The following is a 24,174-nucleotide window of genomic DNA, read 5'->3' as shown; positions in this document are numbered from 1 at the left end:
GCCATTCGTATTCGTTTTTTGAACGCAAAATACATAGATATAAACATAATCGATAGAAATAAATGGATGAACACCGGTTAAGCGCAGGCTCGCTTCGATAGAAGTTCATTCTTTATTATGTCCGCAAAGATAGAAACAAACATTTCCGATAAATAGTGAAAGTTCATCCTTCACTGGAAAGCTCATAAATGTTCTGCCTCCTTGCTTCTAGGGCCGGACGCAATAAAAAGAAGAGGCTGTCCCTATGCAGCGGTCAGCCTCATTTAAAGAATGACAGGATATTTGCTACAACTGGGGTCTTCCGTTCACTAGGGGACCTCAGTAGTAACGGACGTACCGGACTAGTCCCCTAATTTTTACCGCAAGGCTTGAGCGTTTTGTACGATTTTTCGCATAGATTTCACACTTTGATCGCCAGTAGGGGGCGTTTTGTACGATTTTCCGCCCCCTCCCAGCGGGTCATTCCGGCTGATCGTCAGCCGCTGGGAGCACCGGCCACATGATGTTGCTGAAGGTTCCCTCGACGAACTGGCCATCCATACCCGCGGAAACGACCAACCCCATCGTATAAGGACTAGCGAGGGCTAGGGTGTGCGCGCTTCGCTCGATCCATTCCGCGCCGTCGATGGATGAGTAAGTCTTCACGACATCCCCCGTCTTCTCGATCTTCAGCCAGATAGGCCCTGAAACCTTCACGAGAGGTGCATCGGATGGAATGATCTGCGACCACGCTCCGGCAAAATCGCGCTTGATGCTTACGAGCTCGCCTCTGCCGCTCACGAATATGCCTTGATGGGCGCTATCTGCCGCCTCGCTTTGACGGAGCATGAGGCCGACCTTGATGTCCGAATGCGGCGCGCTGCCCGAGTAGGTCATCCCGTCGACTCTGGCGACGATCGCAGCATCGCCGGTTTTTACATGCTGGTAAACATACCTGAACTTGTCGGTCATGCCCCAGACGTTCGTTCCGGAGCCCGTTACCTTCATGGAGGCTCCTTCATGAACCGTAGCGCCGTTGGCTGCTCCTCCGACATCCGCATTTTCATAGTCCCCGGGCTTTAGCACAAAAGCAAAGTTTGCGGTAAGCGTTTTGTTCCCATCCATGATGACGGTAAGAGGGTTCGAGGTGCTGACGACATCGCCGCTCCAGCCCAAGAAGACGTAGCGTTCATTTGGCGTAACGGTCAGGATGACTTGCGACCCCGGGCTGTAGGATTCCTGCTCAGGGCTCCGTGTAATAACGCCATGCTCTGCTGTGGCGGTGAGCGTGTATTTGTCCGTTTGCTTCCTGAAATTAGCCTTGATGAGCTTGTCGGCATTCATCGTAATCGTGGCCGGATTGGTCAAGCCGCTCAGGTCGCCGCTCCAGCCGGTGAAGACGTAGTCGGTATACGCGCTTGCGGTCACCGTCGCCTCGGTGCCTGCCGGATGTACAGCACCCGACGGGCTGACCGAGATCATTCCGTTAACGGCTTCGGTCTGTAAGGCAAACGTAGGCACAGCCGGCCACTCCACATGACCGAACTTGGCCGTGACGAACTTCCCGTCTTGACCTGCGGTCACGGCCAGCCCCGCCGTATACGAACCCTGGATGGATGCGATCGTCTGGGAGCCCCTCTGGACCCAGTTCTCGCCATCCGCCGAGGAGTACGTGGTCAGCCGCGTGCCGATCTTCTCCACCTTCAGCCATACCGGAAGATCCAAGGCGTCGGCAACCTGCCCGTTAGCCGGGTACTCGACGACCGTCCACTTGTTGTTGATGCGGAACTGACTGCGTATTTTCTTCTCATTGGTGATGAAGATGCCTTGGTAGTCGTTCGGCAAGTCGGTTATCTGCCGGATCATAATACCTGCCCGCGCATTGCTAGCCGTTCCGTTAAACTCGGTCACCTTGGCGACCATAACGGCATCGCCGCTCAGGTTGTCTTTGTAGGTGTAACGGAAGCTGTCGTTTTCTCCCCACAGGGCGCTTCCGGATGCACGGACCGTGATCCCGCTGTCGTCTTCGGCCGTGCTGCCCGGATGGGTGGTCAGAATATCGGCGTTCTTGTACGGTACGAACTTCGCCGAGATCGTTTTATGTCCGTCCATCAGTAGATCGATGGAATCTGCCGTACCGATCAGATCCCCTCCCCAGGAGACAAAGCTGTACCCTTTGTCGGGTATCGCCCTCACCTTGACCACCGTATTTGGCGCGTATTTGCCGCCGGGGGGGTCGAGCACGATGGTGCCTCCTGTGACGTTCTCCACGGTCAGCTCACAGATATCAGGCATCTTGCTGAAGGTGGCCTTAACAGTCTTATTTCCATCCATCTTCACAACATTAGGGTTCGCCTTTCCCGTCAGATCCTGTTCCCAGCCGGTAAAGGCATACCCGTCATTCGGCACCGCTCTCAGCCTGATCTCCGAATCTGCGTTATATAGACCGGATTCGCCTTCCACCGATCCCCCCTGGCCGGCATTCACCGTAAGGTAATGCATGCCCGGCCAGTTGACCTCGCTGAACTGGGCGGCCGCCGTCTTTATGGTTTCCGTATTGTTCTCGCCGGCGGAAACAAACAGGCCCATCGTCAGCTCGGTATTGGCCCCGTCCCACCCCCAGATAGTGTCCTTGTAATAGCTGTTCCAGTTTACGCCATCATTCGACCAGCTCAGCTCTACGTCCCGGTTTAGGGTTCGCTTGATTTGCAGCCAGATCGGCAGCTCCGCATCGATGTGAACAAACGGCGGTTTCGGCAGCACATCGAACCACGGACCGCCTTTTCTCATCTGGACGATGAGTTTGCCGTTCTTCACCAGAATCGCGGCGTAATAGGCATCGTCCGCCAAACTCGAGCGCATCTGGATGCCGGCTACGGCTCCAGTCGGATTATCGGTGGTGAAGGAGTCCAGTCTGGCGGTGAAGACCGTGTCGCCTTTCTGCCCCGCACGCAGCAGATACCGGAAGCTGTCGGGCGCAACGCCGAATTTTGTGCCGTGGCTGGTCAGCGTATAGACGTCACCCGTTACCGTCGTGCTGCCCGGCTGTCCGGCGACAGGCGTGACATCCACGCTCATCAGCCCGTATGCCGGCTTGAAGTTGGCCGTGACCGATTTGCTGCCGTCGACCGTGATTTTGAGCGGGTTCGCACTGCCGACGATATCGCCGCTCCAGCCGGTGAACAGATAGCCTGGTTTGGCTGCTGCCGTAAGTGTCACAATAGTCCCTTCTTCGTATTTTCCGTCCTGCATATTCTCCGGTTTATTAATGACGGACGTGACTTTGCCGCCTTCCGATGACGTGAAGGCAATTGTATAGGTCGGCACAGCCGCGAAGTTGGCCGTAATCTTTTTGTTGCCGTTCATCTGGACGATAGCGGGATTGTCGGTGCCGTCAAAGCCGGTCCAGCCGCTAAACCGGTACCCGAATTTCTTGACGGCCGTAAGGATGACTTCTTCCCCTTCCAGGTAAGTCGCTTTGATCGGGTTGATCTTGATCGTCCCCTTCAGCGTATCTGAGACGCCGGCCGAAAGCGTATACTCGGGCAGCCGCACGAAGTGGGCGGTGATGAATTTGTTGTCGTCCATCACGATGTCTACGGTCGGATTCGTTCCCGTCGCCGCCCCGGACCATTCCAGGAATTTATAGCCATATGCCGGCTCCGCGGTTAGCGTGACGATATCGTCCTGGCTGTAGTTTCCGTCTGCATTCTCCTGCGTGACGGTTCCGTTAACCACACTCACCTTGAGCGTTTTAACGGGAACCTCGTCGTAATGAGCTTCAACGTTTTTTGCCCCGTCCATCGTGAGCGTAACCGTACTATTCGTGCCCGTTACGCTTCCGCTCCAATGAGAGAACTTGAGCCCGGCTTTCGCCTTCGCCGTAAGCGTCAGCTCCATACCCTCTGCGTAGCTGCCGCCTGCGGGAAGCACCTCTCCGCCGCCGGCGTTCACGGTAAGGATGTGGGTATTCAGCGGAATCAACGGAAGCATAGATGTCGCGTTCGCCGACAAAATGTTGACGGAAAACTCGTTGACCACATTCCACGAATCCGTATACCGGTACATAATGGCATGATCCTTGTAAATCGGAAAGCTCTTCGTCTTCGCCACCGTATTATGCGCATCGTCGAACCAGTACGGATATGGCGTACTCTGCAGATCCGAGTTCGGATAGCCTGGTGGCGGTTCCACCCAGCCGCCCTTCATGTTTTGCGCCTCCGCCTGCTTATGCTGAACCCATTGGTACTGGTTAATCTCGTGAACGAACCAGCGCGGCTCCCGCTGCGGATCGCCGAGCCCCGTAATGAACGACCGGCTGACCGCATTGCCGCCCAGCGTATAGTCCCATGTCCGCTGTATCCGCTCCAGGTATTTGGCTTCACCGGTGACGGCATATCCGACCAAGACGGGCATTAGGTTCGAGCTGGTGAATCGCCAGCCGATCTGATCCGTTTTGAAGCCGTCATCCTGCGTGGAAGCGCCGAACGGCGACTCGTTTTTCAATTCCGACTCCGCGAAATTAATAATGCCGGCATAAGCCCAATTTCTCTGTTCCTGAGTGAGATACGGGTTCTCGTACATCGATACGAAGGCGCCGAGCCAAGACCGGTCCAGCACCCACGTCCAAAGCTTGATGCTCTTATAGGTTGGATCATCCATGCTTGGCATGTGGTTGTTGAGATAGGGCATGTATTTCTCGACGTCACCAGTCGCGACCATCAGCGCGCTGGCAGCCAGGACCACTTCATTCGACCAGGTTTTTATCGTTCCATTCGGGGTCTGGTCGTAATAGGTTCCATGCTCCTTATTGTCTCCATACTGGATGAATCCGTTGAAGGCTTTTTTGCCAGCCTCCAGATAGTCCTTGACCTTATCCGGATAATACTTTTGCATAAGCGGCGTATTGTAAGCTTGCGCCATGACGCCCGCTGCAAATAACGTCTCGGCCCTGTTCGGTCCCTGCGTGGCGTTATAGAACATCCGGTTTGTAGCGCCTGTCAGCGGCTGGCCGGCTTCGTACGTCCCCTCGTTAGGATTGCCGCCCTGCGGCCGAAGGTAATTCGCCAGCATGCCGTTCGTCGAGGTTTTCGTGATCGCTTTATACAGCCAGTCGAGCTCGTAAACGAGCTCATCCAGAAAATCGGGCGCGCCGTTTTTCGATTCCGGAATTTCCAGCGACTCGCCCAGCGCTTCGACCTGCTGCGGATAATATTGGGCGCCCATCAGCATATCGATGCCGACGTATGCAGAGTTGTACGGGTACTTACCCCGGTCTCCCGCATCCATGTGCCCGCCGGTCAGGTCCACTTTAGCCTTCGTTGCATCCTTGTTGTTCGCGAGATAAAGCGCCTGGTCGATCGCATCGTCCAAATGCGCAGGCGGACGGTTCCAGTGGGTATATTCAGGGTTATCCAGTCCATGCTCGCCGTCGCGCTGATGGAATAAGGCACGCGTAATGGTATAGGCGATGTCGTCCTTGTAAATCCGGCTGCTGATCCTGAAGGGATACGAAACGCCGACGCCCGGGATATACAGCTCATAGGTTCCTTCCGCCTGCAGAGCGCTGAAGTCCAGCGTATAGATGTAGCTTTTGCTCCACCGTTCAATGACGAAAGGATCCGGGGCAGTGACCGGTCCGGTGTAAACTCTTTTTCCGGTTTGATCCCGTACATAAAACGTCTTATAAGCGCCGAACTCGACGCTTCCTTGACCGGTCCAAAGAGACAGATAGGCGATCTTCTTCCCTTCCGACAGATAGCCGACCTGGTTCGAGTGGATGACCAGATTCGGTTTGGTCAGGTCAAACTTGAAGGAAAATGGTCCTGCCTGAGCAACCGCGGGTTTAATAGCAATGGAATAGGTTTTGCCCTCCTTGAACTTTACGGAGGAAGGCAATTTGAGAAACGCCCGATAGAAGACTTGAATCTTACCCTTATTCTCCTTATGGGACGGATTGTACGGGGCCTGCTCGGGGAAATAGCGGTAATGAACCAAGATCGGCGTGACGCCCCCGGAGAAATCCGGATCGTCCGTGCTCGTAATCGTATAATTGTCAGTGTCCGTTACGTTCTCATCGGAATACGGCGTATCCACTAAGCAGAACTCCATCCATTCTGCATTAATTACCCCGGCATAGGACTCCTTCGCTTCCGGCGCAATCGGCGCACGTTCCTTCAAGGCGAAAGCGGTGCTAACCGGAGTGACGGAAAAAATCAAACAAAATCCGATAACGGCGACAAGGAAAGCAAAGATCTTCCGTGCATTATGGGTCAACATCCTGAGTTTCCTCCTCCTAATTTTTAAGAGTGTGTACGAATTGTTGACATAACGTAAGAATATTTGACTGTTCCGAAAACTATGGCGCGCTCGGTTAGTCGGTCACGGAATCTATTCTTACCTCAGGAACTCACCTCCTTTCTAAATTAACTTCACATCTGCTGTATCCCATCCCTTTTCAGCTTCGTATTTGGCTTTTCCCTGTAAAACTGTGATTTCCGGAACCTACAGAATAGATATCATAATTCCCCAAGTCAACAGATGGAACATAGACTTTCGCAGTTGCATTTGGGGGAATGACGACATGTAATACGAGCTCTGTGCCGTTTTTTTGCCAGCTCGATTTCACCATCCCTCTTACAGTTTGTATTTGTGCACTTGCACTACTCATATCATCCGGTATAAATGGTTTTATCTTTATTTCCTCGTACCCTGGTTTTAAGGGGGAAATACCGGCAACGTGCTTATAAAACCAGGAGCTGAGTCCTCCTATAAGGAAGGCATGGTTATTGGAAGACCTATTATCGGAAAAGCTCTCAAGCGCCGTTGTTGAGGCATATTCCTTGATCCAATACCCCCAGCATCCTTTATTCGTATTGTTTGCGAGGTAATAGGCGATATCATTCCTGCCGTTTTCTGCAAGCGCTGACAAGATTGCCTCTGCGCCAAGACAGCCTACCGTCATGGTCTTTTTAGAAAGGATATCCTCCACTAATCTGCCTAACACAGCAGCTTTAGAGGCCTCTGGGACAAATTCGAGATAAAGAGCAAGTGCATTGGCTGTTTGCGAATTTGTATCGTAATACTCGCCTTCGTTCAGAAAAGCTGCATTAATACCATCTTTTACTTTGCTCGCCAGTTCTGAATATGTAGCCGTTTTGTCTATATATCCCAATTGTTCGGACATTCTAGCTAATAACACCAGACATCTGTAGTAGTAGGCCGTAGCAAGAAATGGTTTGGAGATGTCTTTCGCGCTTCCAAACCAATCTCCGAACATGAGGCTGTTTTGCAGCAAATAGCTGCTGTCCAGATGATGCCTGAAGGAATTCAGGCATTTTTCCATCAACGGGTAATGCTTTCCTATAAAGGACCTGTCTCCATACGCCATGTAGTAGTCCCAAGGAATAAAAATAACCGCGGAAACCCAGGGCATGTCAAAAGAATACTCGTGGCCTTCACTCGGGCATATAAGAGGCACCATGCCGTTCTCCAATTGGCAATCGGAAATATCGTCAAACCATTTATCAAAGAAAGCGGCCATATCGAAATTAATGCAATCTGCTTCTGAATGGCAATGTGCATCTCCAAGCCATCCTTGCCTTTCTCTGGAAGGGCAATCCATGGGGACAGACACTAGATTGGATCGAAACGACCACATCGCGCTGTGCTGCAGTTTGGTAAACAAATCATTGGAACAGCTAAATTCCGAACCGTTCAATATATCGTTGTGCACAACCTTCGCGGTAATCTGATCGGCTGTAAGTTTGCCCGGATAGCCGGAAACTTCTACATACCTGAAGCCGTGGCACGAAAATTTGGGCTGATAGGTTTCTTCCCCTATACCTTTAAGAATGTACTCATCAAATTGAGGCTGCGATTCGGCAAGCCATCCGGCTTCAATACTGTCTGAATTTATTGTTCCATCTGAGTTCATGCATTCTGCATACCGCAAAGTGACTTTAGTCCCCGCTGTACCTTCAACGGCCAAAGATAAGGTCCCAAACATGTTTTGGCCAAAATCAACAACATAAGTATCCCCTGGAAATTTGGAGATGGAGACAGGTTTTATTTCCTCCATACACTTTATTGGCTGTATCTGAGCAGTCAGCAACAAAGGGCCGTTTTCAGAAATCGGTCTTCCCCATAAAGAGTCATCATAACCGGGCATATCCCAGCCATCAGGTTCGAGTCTTGCATCATACGTTTCGCCCTTGCCCTCGGAGATACTGCCTCCTGCATAACGCAGAGCTAAATAAGGACCCTTTTTAAGCCTCTTCCATGATGGGTCGCTGGTAATAATTTCGGATGTACCGTCGGCATACCGAATATCGAGGTGAAAGATCACCTTTCTTGCATGCATAATGCCAATAGCATTGGGTCCCGATTTTATTACATCCGTAACATCAAACGTTCGATACATTCCCCGTTTGAAATGCGTCTGTCCTGGGCTGATCAGATCTTCCCCCACTCTGACACCGTTCATGCGTAATTCATAAGAATTCGCTTTGCTGCCGGTAGCACCGATGTAGGCTCTTGCCGACGATATACCAGTATCGCCTTTCGTTATAAATTCCCTGCGCTCATAATAGATGGCGGTAGGACTATTCGGATACTCACAATTAAACCATCGGCATTGCCAGTCTTCGTGTTTGAACATTCCGGTTTCAAAGTAAGTTTCCTCACTCCATGGAGACTCATTTCCATCATGGTCCCATATTTTTACTTTCCACCAATATCGGCTTTTTGAGGCAAGATCACAGCCGTTGTAGATAACGGCATTTTGAAGATTAGAGACAACCTTGTGACTATCCCACATATCGCCTATATGATTGTCAATATTGGATTTATGGGAAGATACGATGATTCTATATGCGTTTTGTACAAAATCAGCGCCGGTACTCTTCATTTCCCAGCTCAATTTGGGCTGAGGTTTATCAATTCCAAGTGGTGTTTTCAGATACTCGCATCTAAGCCTTGTCAGCTTCCCTCTACATTCGGAAGTTTTAATAGGGTCCATATTCTTCTACCTCATTTCATCCATAGCACAGGGCTGGGATCTTCAATATAGGGTAAAAAATACTTTTACGTTCCACGAAATCAATGACAGCTACCCCCGTATGCTCAAAAGAAAAGCTGCCTACAGGAAATGGCCTGACTCCGAGTAAAAAGTTCAGCAATACACCAAGAGAACCTCCATGAGCAAAAACCACAATAGAAAGATCTTTTGCATGATTTTCAGGAACAAACCCGCCCATACGGCTATGTATTCCTAGCTTCATCAATTCTTTTAAAAAGGGAGGAATAATCCTTGCGCACATGTCGTAATACCCCTCGCCCAGTTCCGTTTTCCAGGTTTCCTCGGCGTATGCATCCTGAGATTGCCGTTGTATCTCCTCAAACGCAGTCTGAGGCAGATTTTCTAAATCTCGATTTGGCATCCACTCATAGATAAACGGTAATATTTTTATATCCATGTTCCTTCCAGCCAGAACGACTTCCGCGGTTTGTAACGCCCTACCGTAGGGAGATGAAAACGCAAAGTCATATTTTTCATCTTTTAAAGCTTCTCCTGTTGCCTCAGCCTGCCGGATTCCCATTTCTGACAAGCACCCTTTGACTGGACGCTCGGGACAAATGAAGGGATCCCCCGCTAATTGTCCATGCCTTATAAAAGTCAGTCTCACATTTTCGCTCCTTCATTCGTAATAAAGGCAATGAATGAAGTCTACTTCTCCACCCATTGCCATTTGTTTGCCAGCGGGCCATTTCCGATTTTTTATTTCCCCGCTAACTGTTGCATGTATTGTTTATGCATCTTTGTCATGTACGCTTCAACCTGTGCAGCGCCAGCAGCATCAAGATCCTTTACAAATTTCGCAAACTCTGCTTCTACCTCCGCCTCTGATTTTGCCAAAATGACTGGGAATGCATTGTCGTACAGCCTCTTATCAACGGCCTGCTGTTTAGCCAGTATTTCCGTATCGGCTCCAGCCATCAAATCGCCGATGGTGGTGGAGTCGTACCAGTATGGACTTAGTGCCTTATCCCTTTGCTGCGCCCGGATATTGTTGGTTGCAACAGGATCATCCTTCAAAATCCAATAAGTCCCCCAGCTGGTTTTACCTAGATCTGATCCGACGAGTCTGGAATAATGACTCATACCGGTTTCTTTTTCAATATTTGCCTGTTTTTCTCCGGCAAGCCATCTGTCAAGATAAGACTTTTTAAGAGTCGGCTTACCGTCAACCATGTCCCATTGAATCCCTTTGGGTCCATTCATGGCCAGGAAGTTGCCCTCTTCCGTAGTCAAGTAATTAAGCAGTTTCATTGCAGCTTCCGGATTTTTAGCTTTGTCGGTAATGACAAGCGCCCCTGTACCTTTTTTGCTTACCGATAATACGGCTGGTTTATCGCCGGTGGGGAACTTGAATACTACGTTTTGGAAGTACATGTTCTCTGCGTTTGGCAGCTTGGCATCCGTGTAGGATTTCAACACATCAAAGGTTTGGTTCCAGCCGCCTATGTGTGCTGCAACCCTTGCCGTATAAAGCTTGGATTTCTGCCATGTAGCATAATCTTGTGTAAATGCTTCGGGATCAATTAATCCTTCGCGAAATAGTTTATTGTAAAATTTAAGGACATCCAGCGCCCAAGGTGCCTTTGGCCAGAATTTCACGGCATCATCCGCCCCAATATAGAGTTTGGAATCTGCCGGCGATCCCGCCATAGCGAGCATGCCATAGTACGGTGATCCCCAGTTACGGTTGAAGCCGCTCAGAGGATACATCGTTTGTCCTTCAGGAGTTTTTGGATATTTTTCCTTTACGCTCTTTAAGTAATTGTAAACGTCATCGGCCGTTTCCAGCTTCGGAGAACCAAGCGCTTCGTATATATCGGTTCTCACCTGTAGGCTATAGCCGTATCCGGGAGGAGTAGCCCCATCTGGTAAATAGGTGTTGGTTAAGTGATAAATCTTACCGTCACTTTGTTTGAGCATATTAAGCGCCGAGCCGTATTTCTTTTTCAGATCAGGACCATACTTATCGATCAAATCATTAAGGGGAATAGCTATTTTATCCGCTATTACTTTAGTCGGATCGGACAGCATAATTAAATCGGGATACTCACCGCTGGCCAGAACGACATTCAATTTATCTCTTCCATTCCCTGAATATACATCCCATTTAAGTTTAATATTAAGTTTTTGCTCCAGCTCCTTGGCAACAGGGTTCCCCTCCCAGAACGGATCTCCTGTAGGAAAATTAGGTGTGCCGCCGGCAGAATTAACAATTGACAATACGATCGGAGGTTCTTTAACTTCACTCGTCTGGTTGCTAATAGCAGGTTCAGGGACGTTGCTTGCCGTGTTTGAACTACATGCGCTAAAAACAGTTAAACACATAGCTGCAACCATGATAGAGCTTACATTTTTTTTCATTCCTCTGTCACTTCCTTGTTATTAGTTATGAATAGTTTCCGTTAGACTTATCCGCTAACCCGAAACTTTATCATTCCTTCACTGCGCCTACGGTAAGCCCGCCAACAAAATATTTTTGTAGAAATGGATAAATCATGATAATAGGAACCGTAGTGATCGTGATGGTGGCCATCTTAATGATTTCAGGAGTGAGGATCGAACCTGCTTGTTCCAGCCTGGCCGCTTGCATGGGGTCCGTTGACTGAATCTGTGTCTCCATCAGTATATTTACAAGAACCCCTTGAAGAGTTGCCAGGTCCTTCGAGCCTGAAGTAAACATATACGTATCGAACCAAGTGGTCCACTGCGCAACTCCAATCATTAAGGCAATTGTTGCCAACACGGGGGTCGACATGGGAAGTATGATATTCTTCAACGTACTTAACTCAGACGCCCCATCGATTCTAGCGGATTCAGCTAAGGAAGGAGGGAGCTCTTCAAAAAACTGTCTCATGACCATTACGTTCCAAACACTGATTGCACCAGGTATAATATAAACAAGAAAATTATTATATAAGTGCAGATTTTTTATGAGCATGAATTCGGGGATCAATCCCCCTGAAAAATACATGGTAAAGATGAAGAAAAAAAGTATACCTCTTCTAAATACCAGCTCCCGGTTGGATAATAGATAAGCAAGAATCGCCGAACCTATAAGTCCAAGGAGTGTTCCTGATACAGTTCTCGCTATGCTGATATAGGTCGCATGCATTAAGCTGCTTTCATTGAATATGGCGATATAAGCTTCCAATGAAAATTTTCTAGGCCAAAAATATATGCTGCCTTGCATGGCATCTCTTCCCTCATTAAAGGACACAACAAAAATATTCCAGAAAGGAAAGGCTGCCAGAAAACCAATGAACAGCAGAAAAACATGATTGAGAAGATAAAACAACCGTTCTCCCGGTGTTACTCTCATCTGACTCCCCCATTATCGATATTGAGATTATTTCACTAAAATATACCCATTTTCAGGAACTTCCGGCATAAGTAATTACACAGTACTAACAGCGCTAGTCCGGCAACACTTTTAAACAAACCCACGGCGGCTCCATAGGAGTAAGCGGCCTGCTGCAAGCCATATTTCAATACGTAGGTGTCCAAAACTTCTGAATGCCTTATATTCATAGGGTTTTGAAGAAAAAGCTGCTGGTCTAATCCTGCGTTCAATATATAACCAACACCAAAGGTAAAAAGAAGGATGATGGTAGGCATAATAGTAGGAAGCGTAATACTGAATATTTGTCTAAATTTACTTGCTCCATCCATCATGGCAGATTCATATATCTGCTTATCAATTGATGTTATAGCAGCTATATATATAATCGAATTCCATCCAACATTTTTCCATACATTGAGTCCTGTAATCAGCGGCCAGAAATGTTTTTCTTCTCCGAGAAAGTTAATCGGTTCGTCAAATAATTTCATATGAATTAAAAAGGAATTGACTGGTGCAAGTTCATCAATGGAGAATATCGTCATAGCCATTCCCGCTACCACCACCCATGAAATAAAGTGTGGCAGATAAGAAACTGTTTGTATCCATTTTTTATATACGGCATTTCTAACTTCGCAAATCAATATGGCGAACGTAATGGCCGCAATGGTTGAAAAAACGAGATTCATCGAACTGATTACGATTGTGTTGCGCATGACAACAAAAAAATCAGGACTAGTAAAAAAGGACTCAAAATACTTGAACCCAACCCATTTCCCTCCAAATGGGGTTCTGAAGGAAAATTCCCTGAAGGCAAGCAGCGCTCCATACATCGGAACATATTTAAAAATAATGATAAAAGCGATAAAGGGGATCAATAAGAGAAGATGTACTTTCTGTCTTCTTATTTTTTTTATTAGGCTATTTTTTTTAGATGCGACCTTCATACTCTGCTTAAAACCAGAAATACTTGACAATCTCAACGAATTCCTCCCCTATCCAATTGAATTCAGATCTATGTAACTTGTCGTCATTCACTGACAGCTTTAATTATGAAGGCGCATACCTTTATTTTCAATTTAAGTATTCATTGAATGATACAGCTAACCGCATCATTTTTTATGTAAGCAATAAATAAATACAAACATTTTAAATGAATAACAAAATTCAAGCCGAAGCCCGCGCACGCAGCAAAGAAATAGGGTATTCCTGGGGATTGTCGAAGCCCGCAAGAATACCCTGCTGGTGATAAATGTGGGTTAAGCATTTAACTCCAGTTTGTTTTCAACTGAAAATGATATTTCTACAATCGTTCCCGGGTTTCCATGGTACACATGTATACTGGCATTGCTGTAGAATAATTTGAGGCGCATGAACGTGTTCGTAACGCCATAACCCACCTTGTAGTCTGAAATTTCTCCCCTATTCAGACTCTTAATGTACTCGATAAAGCTATCCTTTACCCCCATACCGTTATCCTTGATCAGAATAATAACGCAATTTCCTTTTTTGTGAATAACCACATCGATATTGATAATTTTCCCGTGCACTCTTCCATGAATAATACTATTCTCGACAAAGGGCTGTATGGTCATTTTACTAATTAGCAGGTCTTCATATTCTTTACCTACATATACGTTCAGTTTGATCTGATCACTGTGACATAAATTTTGGAGTGCGACATATTTTTCAATCAGTTTGATTTCAGATTTAATCGGTATGATGTCTCTCCCTTGGCTGAGAACGATTCTATAAAAATCACTTAATAGATCGATGATCGTGACAATTTTATTTTCATTTTTATGGAATGCAATCCATCTCACTGCCGAAAGGAGATTATATAGGAAGTGGGGATTCATCTGCTTCTGCAAATACTTGAATTCACTTTCCACCTTCTGTCGTTCTGTCCTGGCGATATCTTCCGTAAGTTCTTCTATCGTTCGCGCCATTTTGCATAATGTTTTATCAAGAGCAGAAATTTCAAGAATGCTGCTTTTATCTGGAGATATTTTCAAATTGCCTTTTTCAATTGATTTCATTTTATTCACTAGTTTTTCTATGTTATGAGCAAATCTCGTAGAAAACAGTATGGCCAGCAAAACGCCAATCAGCACAAAAAAGCATGTACACATCATGACATACTTGGCAATGGATCGCTTTTCCTTCTCTAACTCGTAGGCGTCGTAGAGGATGACAACATTTAATGCATGATTGACTTTTCCATAATAGGAATAATAGAAGTTGCTACCCTGCTTGATTTTAGAATAAACCTTATCCCTTTCAACATTTTTTTCCACGTTGTCGAGTGTTTCCTTCCCTATCAGAGCCTTCTGATTGGATCTGAAAACAATATTCCCTTCACTTAATACATAAAACAGGTATTTGGCATCCTCCTCGACTTTATACAAATCAGTTAATCGTTCTTGATTCATTTCTATGGCTAGCACACCACCCGGGAGGTTAATATTGAGGTATTTAAGCAAAAGGATTTTGATCCCCTCGCCCTCCTCCTCATAGGTAACCCAAACATCCTTCCCGCGGGCATCTATTGCCCTTTTCATCAGATCTTGTCTTTGAAAGCTCTCTATACTTTTGATATTTTTACCGTCCGTAATAAGCTCGGGGTCCATTTTATAAATGGAAATACTTTTGATATCCTGGTTTGTCGTGATATAGTTTTCAAATATATTATTAATGTTCATAAATTGGTTAAATAGAACATAATCAACACCGCCGGACCTCTTCCCAAGAAAAAGGTTAGTCACTGTACTATCGGAATAAATGCTTCTGGCCGTCAACTCACTGTTTTTTATAATGCTTTCTAAGCCATTGAGAGCTTGGGAAGTGGCATAGTGCATAAACTCTTCATTTTGCATATTTAGAGTCTGGTTTAATCTGCCGTAAATGATAAAACTGATGGTAACAGAACAAATGAGCACCGTGAGGATGTTGAAGGCAAGTATGATGTGAAAAAATTTAAAGTGATTTCTCTTGATACGTATCATATGTTATCTCACCGCCCACTAACATCCCTCTTTTTATTTATTTCGTAAACCTGTTTCTATAATCCCCTGGCGTCATCTTAATGTAGTTTTTAAATACAATATTGAAATAAGTGCTGTTCTCATACCCTACCATCTCGCCGATTTCATGCACTTTATATCTGGTTTGAGTTAGCAGCTCCTTGGCCTTGCACATTCGCAGATTCGTTAAATATTCTTGTATGCTTATCTTCATTTTTTGCTTGAATACAATCCTTAGGTAGTTGGGACTCAAATATACCCTATCTGAAAGATAAGTAAGGGTTATAGGCTTCTGATATTCATGATTTAAAATATGTAATATTTCATTGACGATGTAGTCATCCTTATTCAGTTTTTTCCTTCCCATATACGAAGAAACGGATTTTAAGATTTTACTTGTATAAAGCATAATATCCGGAATCGTCTTGGAATTAATGATATTCCTAAAAATATCTATTTCCTCTTCTGCAATTTTCCCAAAGTTTTCACCCCTGCCTGCCATTTGCATGGATAAGTTAGAAAACAAAAATATAAACAAGCTTTGGATGCTGTCCATCTTTTTATTCGGGTCCATACGTATTAAATAAAGCAGTTTGTTAATTTCCCCCTCGCCCATTTCTCCTTCACATGCCATATCAACCATTTGCAAAATGGTAGCTTTTATATCTCTCTGTTCCGTTTCCAATAAAACAGAATCAGCCTCTTTACACTCCGAATAAAACACAATATGTCCATAGCCTAACTCTATTTTTCTGCTTGTTGCAAATCTGGATTGTTTATACGCGATATTTAGCTCCTCAATATTCGCAAATACATCACTAACCCCGATGATATAATTATAGTTATTTTCCTTGGATAAGGTTTCAATTTCTGTTTTAATGGCGTCTATGATCCTTGCACCTTCCTCATTCCCTCGAACCAAGGTATGAAGCAGGACAATGATTCCATTTCCTGAGTACTTTATCAATATCACATTTTGATTGCTGCAGATGCTTTCGAGTTTGTATAGGATAACATTGAGCAGGTCGGAGTTTTGAAAAATATCCGTATCAACGCCAAATCCAAACTCGATCAAAGCCAGCCTATACATCCCAATCATTCTCAGCTTGAGATCATTTGCCTGAACAAACAATGACTTGGTATCATTGGAGCTTTTTCCCGATCCGATTAATTCCTCAAGGAACTTGGATTGCAAATAGTGAAGATTATTTTTAAATTGCTCGATAATCTTATTATTCTCAATATTTGTGAGTTTTTCATCTACTAGAATGGAAGTCGTTTTTTTTATGACGGCTATCAGTTCTTCTTGTTTTAAAGGCTTGAACAGATAGCTTAGCGCCCTTACTTCCATCGCTTCCTGAAGCAGGCTAACCTCTTCGTGTCCACTGGAAAAAATGAATTTTACATCAGGACAAAAACTAAGTATATTTTTGGCCATCTCAATCCCGCTCATACCCGGCATTTTCACATCGCTGATGATAATATCGGGCATAAGTGTTTTCGCTTTTTCCAATCCATCCAAACCGTTAAAGGCAGTTTCCACTTGACGAATGCCCAATATGTCCCAGTCCATATAATTTTGCAAGGCATTTCTTTCAAAATCGTTATCTTCAACAATAAGCAGTTTGGTCATGGATATATACCTTTTCCTTTTTGATTTCAGGATCATATACCACTAAAGTAAAGTAACATAATATGGATATGAAATATTTTATCATACCAGTATTTATATGGGAAGCAGCCGTCCTAAAAGCTGATCTCAAGCTCAACCTTGCTTAATAGGCTTTTAATCCCTGCCAGTTCAAAATATTTGGCAGGTACTTCTCCGGCTGCATAACGATTGTCCCGATTAAAACGGCCAAAATATAGATTTTTAAATATTTTTTGTAATGGTTCCATTTCAAACAGTTTAATTGTCTTTACAATTCCGGCTACCTCGATATTCACTACGGAAGCAACTTTAATCTTACAAGTGATTTCATTTGAAAACTCCATTTTATTCAAGCTATCATCGATCCAGAAAAGCCCGTCGACAGGATTTCCGTCCTTCGTGACCCGCACAGTCAAATCCGATTGGAAGTCCCTGTTTTCAAAGGGAGCGTTTCTTATATAAACAGGATTAGTGATGGCAACATTTCCGGCAAAATCATAGCACTTTGCAAGTACATAACTGTCCTTATTGAATTTCAGCTTTTCCTTCCGTTCATAGCTCTTATGGTTTATTCCATACTCTTTCCAAACTTCACCGTTTACGATAAGCTGGATTTTGCTCAGATAAGCCTGGTAACATTGAAATGCTTCCAGCTCAATGTTAAATTCCTCATCTTCTTCATAGTTCAATACGGACCCCGGCTTCTGACCGTTAACATTTAATAGAATCAAGGGACCTGATGAAACCATATTTCTTCCTGCTTTTACGGATGTACATAAGGAATCGATACTAAATTCGTCTACATAAGTGTAGGTTTTAAACTTAAGGTGCTTCATTGCCGCCGTGTCGAAAGTATGATCTGTTTCTGCTACCCCCGGCACAAAATAACCATTGTTTAATGCCTCATACCAAAGCTGCTGGTAATAGATATGATCGCTGTCATATCCCATGATGACCATCGCATCAATCGATCCTGCCAAAATTTCAAAACCTAATGTTGCCGCAATATTAGATATAAACTCCCCGTTATGATACCACCAGCTTGTAGGATGGGCAGCAACAGCAACAGAGTTCCGGCCTCTTTCTTTCCCTAACGCTTCATAAGGGTATGCGATGCGGTATGCCGGTTCATCTCCTACTTTGGTAAAAAGCCAGGGGTCCCATTCTTGATCATAATATTTGTTATAAGGAGGCATCTGATCATAATTCATTAAAAACATATGCCCAAATCGGCATTTTACAATTTCGTTACCAATATCCAGTATAAAACTTTTGTTTTCGACCCTTTGGATAGTCTCCGAATACTTTTCTCTGTAGGGAATCTTTTCAACATCATTATCTCTTGCATCCTGCAAATGGGTTTCCCGATCATAGGGCGACCCTGCAAAAAAGAAATTGAAATCTTCGCCTTTCATAACGGATGAGGCATATTCAAGATTCCCTAGAGTTGATTTCTTATTTCTGGAAACGTGAGAATGCGCGTCAAAGGAATAAAGGCCGAGGCTTTTAGTATCGACCATTTCATTTAAACCTATCTCTAGAGCAATGTCCTTATCATGGATTTCCACTTTCTCCGTTACCGGCATATACAAATTACCCTTATAAAATTCAATCTTATACTCGCCTGAGGCTAGTTCAAATTCATATTCTCCCGAACAATAGACTGTTACCATTTTGCTGTCTTCGATATTACATAAATTAATTTTACAATAAGTCATTTCTTTTTTTTCATTATATACGTGCACTTTTAACTTCATGAATACCCTCCCATTCTTATTAACTGTACCTTATCCATCTTTTTGTTACATTATATATCCGTAAAACATACACCTACAATTCAAATATACATCGAACCATTTTGCTATCGTTTATAAATAAAAATCTACATTATAATATAAATAAAAATTTTTGATAGATATAAGAAAATCAACTCTAAGGATCTTAGAAAGTTTAGATCGAATGGGCCACCGATCGAAAGAAATACCCCATCGCGAATTCATGGATGACTTCCAGCTCATCTTCCGTAAGCTCCCGCTCTACCAATTTCTCATACGTCTCCATCACATGTTGGATATTTCCCTTTAACCGGTCCGTCAAGGTCGCGATTGCTCTGAGCATGGTGATTTCCTGTTCAAACTCGTTCTTCGAAATAGGAAGCCCATGGGAGAGCACATACGTGTCTGCATCAAAGGCCGCTAATCGATCGAGCAGCCGAAGGGTTTCATCGATTTTATAATTCCTGTTTTTCGCATAAATATCTGCACAGATACAGTCGCCCAAAAACAGAATTTTCTCTTCTTTCACATATACGACAACAGAGTCCGAAGCGTGACTCCCCCCCACCTGCTGCACAAGGCAAGTGACGCCTCCAAGGTCGATTTCCAACCGGTAGTCAAATATCATTTTCGGCAATATAATCTTGATATCTCTTTGACTTGCGTATTCTTTTTTAATGGCATCCGCGCAAAACTGAATTTCCGTTCCTTCCTTTACACGAGCAGCTAACGCCTCATCCGACCAAGAATAAGGCAGGAGCTTTTCCATTTCCTTTTTCGTTGCTTTGGAAGCAATAGACACGGCATCTGTCAAAGCTGACAGACCGAAAATGTGATCCCAATGCCAATGGGTAAGCGCCACAAAATCGGGGCCGGCAATCTCTCTTTTGCGTAGTTCGTTCAAGAAATATTGGGCATGACTTTCCGAGTTGCCCGCATCGATCATTAAAGTCTTATTTCGGCCAACGACCATCCCCAGTACGGGACGGTCGTTCTCAAATTCGGGCGTCATGTACCAAAAACGCTCGCCGATTTGCTTAATCGAATGCATGAAAGCTCATTCCTCTCTTGCTGCTAATAATTCGGTTTGGTGTCAGCGGCTTCCTACCAGTACTTCAATACCGTTTTTAGGCCGCAAGGTCATGAGCGGCTCCATTTCGATTGGCGGATGCCCTGCTTTCAATTGCAGTCGATAGCGTTGACCGATCATGCACAAGGCGATGACCATCTCCAGCATAGCGAAGTGGTTGCCTATGCATCCCCTCGGTCCGCCGCCGAACGGGATATAGGAAAACTGCGGGATGCGTTTCACATAGTCGTTTTCGAACCGCTCCGGGATAAACGACTCCGGATTCGGAAAATAAGCCGGGTTATGGTGAATTGCATAAGGGCTGAACAAAACGGATTGTCCTTTTTTAATCTTGATTGAACCGAACTCTACGTCGCATAGCGCGGAGCGTCCGGTGAAGAAGCTCGGGGAGCGAAGCCGCATGGCCTCCCATAATACGTTTTGCGTATAGGTGAGCTGCATATAATCCGCATATGTGGGCGCCTTATCCTGCAGGACCCTGTCCCATTCCTCGTACAGCTTCCGTTCTACCTCCGGCTGCTTCAAAATGTACGAAAACGCCCAGGATAACGCATTTGCGGAGGTCTCATGTCCGGCGATGAACATAATCATCAGCTCGTCGCGAAGCTCCTGGTCGCTCATGCCGTTGCCCTGTTCGTCCTTGGCTGTGAGCAGCACGGAGAGCAGATCGCCTTCGCCGAATTCGGGGTCCAGTCTACGTTGTCTGATGATCTCGTAAACAGCACGATCCAGCGCTTCAAGCGCGGCTTTGTAAGCCTTGTTTTTAGCGGTCGCTACGAACAGAGGTACCGAGACGATCGAGCGCATTCGCTCGGCGCACATCCGGTTGATCAGCTCGTACGGCTCTCGTATGGCGCGTGAATGCTCATTTCCGTCCAAGCTAAACAGCGTTTTAGCTATAATCGCGAAGGTAATGTTCGAGATATCGTCGGTGAGCATGCGATGTTCTCCCGCTTTCCAGGTACGCAGCTCCCTGTCCACGATATCTGCCATTTGCTCGGCATATAGCTGCACATGCGCTCTGGTGAAATGAGGCTGAATCAATTGTCTGACCCGCTTATGCTTTTCGCCCGTACTGGTCGCCACGCCGTCCCCGACGAACAGCCTCGCTTCTTGAAAAGCCTTGAGCTTAACAAATTGATCCTGTTTGGTAATCAATAGTTCCTTAAGCAGCATGGGGTCATAAATAACATACATTTTTTGCGGACCGAACCGTATTTTGACGACGCCTCCGTATTTCGTTTGAAGTTCCGTTAAAAATCCGAGCGGATCTTTCCGGTATTCCATCAGATTGCCGCCGATCCAAGAACCCTTGGGCCCTCGAGGTTCGTTTAATGCTTTTGACGCGTTCATAATAATGCTCCTTTCACAGATGTGAAGCTAGAAGATGCCGGTTCAGCACTTCTCCCTACCTTCAGTTCAGATTATTTAAGACTTATATTTATGAATGAGTTGTTGGAGTGCTTGTTGAACATCGCCATGAAATAACCCCCCATGATAGCAAATAATCTGCTCAATGTCGTAATCCAGCAATCGCTCTACGGACCGGATCGCCTCATCCAAATCCATTGTATACTGGGGATTAGCGATGGCGAGCTCGCCTTCCTCGATGACGACGGCATCTGCAGCGATCAGCGTTTTGCTGGCAGGCAAATACAAGGAGATATGCCCGGGCATATGTCCTGGAGTGTGGATGATCTTAATCCCGCCGCACCAAGGAAGCCATTCCTCATGGGTCACAGTCCGATCGACTGCAGCCGGCTCGATTGACTGTAGGAAGCGAATAAATTGCTCTGCATACGGCTTCGCTTCATCCGTCAGTGCGTTAAACGTTGATTCGGCCTGTTCCAGCCGCAACGATTTTTTCGTGCCTTCAATATAAGGCGCTTCTAGCTCGTGGGCGATGATGTCAATGTGCGGGTACGTCCTCTTCAAGGCAGCGAGCGATCCCATATGATCCATATCGTGATGAGTCACGATTACTTTAGTGAGGGAATCGAGAGTAACGTTATACCGGTTAGCAGCTTCTTCAATAAGAGGCAAAAAATTGGGATAACCGCAATCGATGAGAATCGTATCGAGCTCATTTTGAAGAAGAATCGGGGTAATGACCTGTTTTTGTCCGTTAGTTTCAAAATTGATGTCGAGCAGATGATAAGTGCTCATGAGAATACCTCCTTAATAAGATAAGCTCCTTCAGGCGCAAGCGAACATCCTTCAGTGCAAACTTCCACGCAATACCTCCATGTTAATCGGATTTGCACGTCGCAGTCGACGGACTTTAAGTATCATTTTGAGATATTCCGGCAATCGCTCATCCGAGTCCCCCATTTACCTTTTGTAATGCGCCTCAATTTCATCTGTATAGGGAATGTTTTGCTGCTCAAACAGCAAGCGAAGTGCCGCTTTTTCAGCCGAGCCAAAATCCAGCAGCGTATCGTCAACGTCAAAAAATAATCGTCCGGTATGTTTTCAAAATGATCGCTCCAATGTTCTAAGTCGACTTAGCCGCCGCATGCTGGGCCACCCGACCGCCGCCTAGTTTAAATAGAAGGATGCCGGCGACAATGACTAGCACGCCTATCAACTGCTTGAATGTAAAAGGTACCTGCGTCAGTCCTAACCAACCGAGTGAATCCCATAACAGCGCAAACGCCAGCTGTGAGGTAAGCACGATCGAGACGGCATACGTGGGGCCAAGCCGCCTGGTTCCCTGCACCATGCACACAACCACCCCTACGCCTATTAATCCGCTGAACCAGTACCAAGTCTGCATAGGCTGCCATGCAAACAACCCCTTCCCTTCGAAAAGAAACCCGATCGTCAAGGAAGCCAGAAATCCTAATCCTAATACCAATGTAGTCGTAGCCCAAGTTCCTGCTCGTTCATTCACCTTGCTATTGAAAATATTTTGCAAGCCGACCAGTGACCCTGCCAGCAGGGCCAGTAAAAGTCCTGTAACCATGATATCTCTCCTCTTCCTTTGGCCGATTATTCGCAGATATTATGTCCTGCCAACCGGAGCAGCGCTTCCTTGTTTTTAATTAGGATAAGACTTGACGTACGCTCCAGCAAACCCTCCGCGCAGAGCTGGGCAATGACGCGATTCAAATGCCTGTAGCTCGTTCCGATTAAGTTGGCCACGTCCTTCAAGCTTGTTGTGCGAATCTGACCCTTGAATTGTGAGTCGGACTCATCGAAGGAGACGGCCAGCAAATACCCGGCCAATCGCACTTCCACCGGATGCAGCAGATTGAAGCTGAGCGAGTTGGATTTCACATAAAATTTTTGCGTGATGATATTCAGCATGAATTGCAGCATCGGCGCGTGATCGCTTCCGTACTTTTTTAGCCAACGATAGTGGACACCGATCATATGAACAGGCGTGACGGCCTCGACCGTATTAATGATGTCATACCCGCGGATATATTCGATATCCCCGATCATCTCAAGTGGCGTTATAAAAGAAAGAATAAGCGCTCTCCCCTCCGTCGAGGTGGTAAAGATTTTAATTTTCCCTTTGACAAGCACATACAGGTACTGAGCCGGATCCCCTTGGGAACAGATGAGTTCCCCTGGATCAAAGCTGTAAAGCGTCAAATACGGCAGCAGCGACTTATGAAAAACGGACTCCAGTTGATGCACGCGCAAATAATGATGCAGTTGTTCGCGATCTTTTATCTCTTTCACGACACGGCTTCACTCCTATTTTTTAGAACCGCAGGATCGCCACGCCGGCGATCATGATCACGATGCCGATGTATTGCGGCAGCCCCATTCTCGTCTTAGCCACTCCAAACCATCCGTTCCGGTCGATGAGGAAGGTCAAGCCCAGTTGGGCAATCAGCACGAAAGCAATCGTCAACGTAACCCCGATATGCTGAATCGACGTAACGTTGCTGGAAATCACGATAGCCGCGAAGGCGCCGCCCGTCAAATAGATCGGCTTCACTCGTTTAAATGTTTGCCATCTGCGGTCTCGGACAAACAGCAAAATCAACAAAGCCGCAGCGAACCCGCTGAACTGGGTAATCGTCGCCGCCTGCCAGGTGCCGATATCTTGACCAATCCGGGCATTCGCCACTCCCTGCAACGTAATCAGAGCCCCGCCTAGGAATGCAAATAATATCCCGATCATGCTTCCACTCCCCAGTAAATTCTTTTCTTTCATTAAAAAATAAAACCGGGCCTAGTGGGAAGGACATATGTCCTCAGCTTACTATTTCGTTGTACCCGCGAG

At 45.9% G+C, this 24,174-nt stretch carries 15 protein-coding genes and 1 pseudogene; all 16 read right to left on the bottom strand.

Annotated elements, in window-relative coordinates; all coding sequences use genetic code 11:
* Nucleotides 1-459: 459 nt before the first annotated feature.
* Nucleotides 460-6,258, bottom strand: a complete 5,799-nt coding sequence (locus BLR08_RS03875) for an InlB B-repeat-containing protein (RefSeq protein WP_072328308.1) — start codon at nucleotides 6,256-6,258, stop codon at nucleotides 460-462.
* Nucleotides 6,259-6,436: 178 nt separating this feature from the next.
* On the bottom strand, nucleotides 6,437-8,998 hold the full coding sequence (locus BLR08_RS03870; RefSeq protein WP_072328307.1) for an alpha-L-rhamnosidase: 2,562 nt from the start codon (nucleotides 8,996-8,998) through the stop codon (nucleotides 6,437-6,439).
* A gap of 16 nt (nucleotides 8,999-9,014) precedes the next feature.
* Nucleotides 9,015-9,665: a histidine phosphatase family protein gene (locus tag BLR08_RS03865; protein ID WP_072328306.1), complete on the bottom strand. Its 651-nt coding sequence runs from the start codon at nucleotides 9,663-9,665 to the stop codon at nucleotides 9,015-9,017.
* 92 nt (nucleotides 9,666-9,757) lie between these two features.
* Nucleotides 9,758-11,419, bottom strand: coding sequence for an extracellular solute-binding protein (locus BLR08_RS03860; protein WP_072328305.1), 1,662 nt, complete (start codon nucleotides 11,417-11,419; stop codon nucleotides 9,758-9,760).
* A gap of 70 nt (nucleotides 11,420-11,489) precedes the next feature.
* Nucleotides 11,490-12,377 carry a carbohydrate ABC transporter permease gene (locus BLR08_RS03855; protein WP_072328304.1) on the bottom strand — a complete coding sequence of 296 codons (888 nt, stop codon included), beginning with the start codon at nucleotides 12,375-12,377 and terminating at the stop codon, nucleotides 11,490-11,492.
* Between the two features lie 35 nt (nucleotides 12,378-12,412).
* Entirely contained in the window at nucleotides 12,413-13,378 is a 966-nt protein-coding gene (locus BLR08_RS03850; RefSeq protein ID WP_083536711.1) for an ABC transporter permease, read from the bottom strand.
* Nucleotides 13,379-13,654: 276 nt separating this feature from the next.
* Nucleotides 13,655-15,400, bottom strand: a complete 1,746-nt coding sequence (locus BLR08_RS03845) for a sensor histidine kinase (RefSeq protein ID WP_072328303.1) — start codon at nucleotides 15,398-15,400, stop codon at nucleotides 13,655-13,657.
* A gap of 37 nt (nucleotides 15,401-15,437) precedes the next feature.
* Entirely contained in the window at nucleotides 15,438-17,051 is a 1,614-nt protein-coding gene (locus BLR08_RS03840; protein WP_072328302.1) for a response regulator, read from the bottom strand.
* Nucleotides 17,052-17,164: 113 nt separating this feature from the next.
* Nucleotides 17,165-18,826 carry a CehA/McbA family metallohydrolase gene (locus BLR08_RS03835; protein WP_072328301.1) on the bottom strand — a complete coding sequence of 554 codons (1,662 nt, stop codon included), beginning with the start codon at nucleotides 18,824-18,826 and terminating at the stop codon, nucleotides 17,165-17,167.
* A gap of 193 nt (nucleotides 18,827-19,019) precedes the next feature.
* Nucleotides 19,020-19,895: an MBL fold metallo-hydrolase gene (locus tag BLR08_RS03830; RefSeq protein ID WP_072328300.1), complete on the bottom strand. Its 876-nt coding sequence runs from the start codon at nucleotides 19,893-19,895 to the stop codon at nucleotides 19,020-19,022.
* Nucleotides 19,896-19,937: 42 nt separating this feature from the next.
* A complete protein-coding gene (locus BLR08_RS03825) occupies nucleotides 19,938-21,287 on the bottom strand; it encodes a cytochrome P450 (protein ID WP_072328299.1) in 1,350 nt (449 codons plus the stop codon).
* Nucleotides 21,288-21,362: 75 nt separating this feature from the next.
* A complete protein-coding gene (locus tag BLR08_RS03820) occupies nucleotides 21,363-22,100 on the bottom strand; it encodes an MBL fold metallo-hydrolase (RefSeq protein ID WP_072328298.1) in 738 nt (245 codons plus the stop codon).
* A gap of 168 nt (nucleotides 22,101-22,268) precedes the next feature.
* Nucleotides 22,269-22,367 (bottom strand): annotated as a pseudogene (locus BLR08_RS30550) (HAD family hydrolase); the annotation flags it as partial.
* 61 nt (nucleotides 22,368-22,428) lie between these two features.
* Nucleotides 22,429-22,899 carry a DMT family transporter gene (locus tag BLR08_RS03815; RefSeq protein ID WP_072328297.1) on the bottom strand — a complete coding sequence of 157 codons (471 nt, stop codon included), beginning with the start codon at nucleotides 22,897-22,899 and terminating at the stop codon, nucleotides 22,429-22,431.
* Between the two features lie 26 nt (nucleotides 22,900-22,925).
* Nucleotides 22,926-23,624, bottom strand: coding sequence for a Crp/Fnr family transcriptional regulator (locus tag BLR08_RS03810; RefSeq protein ID WP_072328296.1), 699 nt, complete (start codon nucleotides 23,622-23,624; stop codon nucleotides 22,926-22,928).
* A gap of 22 nt (nucleotides 23,625-23,646) precedes the next feature.
* On the bottom strand, nucleotides 23,647-24,072 hold the full coding sequence (locus BLR08_RS03805) for a DMT family transporter (RefSeq protein WP_072328295.1): 426 nt from the start codon (nucleotides 24,070-24,072) through the stop codon (nucleotides 23,647-23,649).
* Between the last annotated feature and the right edge of the window lie 102 nt (nucleotides 24,073-24,174).

It is taken from the genome of Paenibacillus sp. cl123 (assembly GCF_900101595.1).
Lineage (GTDB): Bacteria > Bacillota > Bacilli > Paenibacillales > NBRC-103111 > Paenibacillus_G.
The sequence above is the reverse complement of the archived record's forward strand: the minus strand, read 5'-3'. Positions and strand labels throughout refer to the sequence as shown.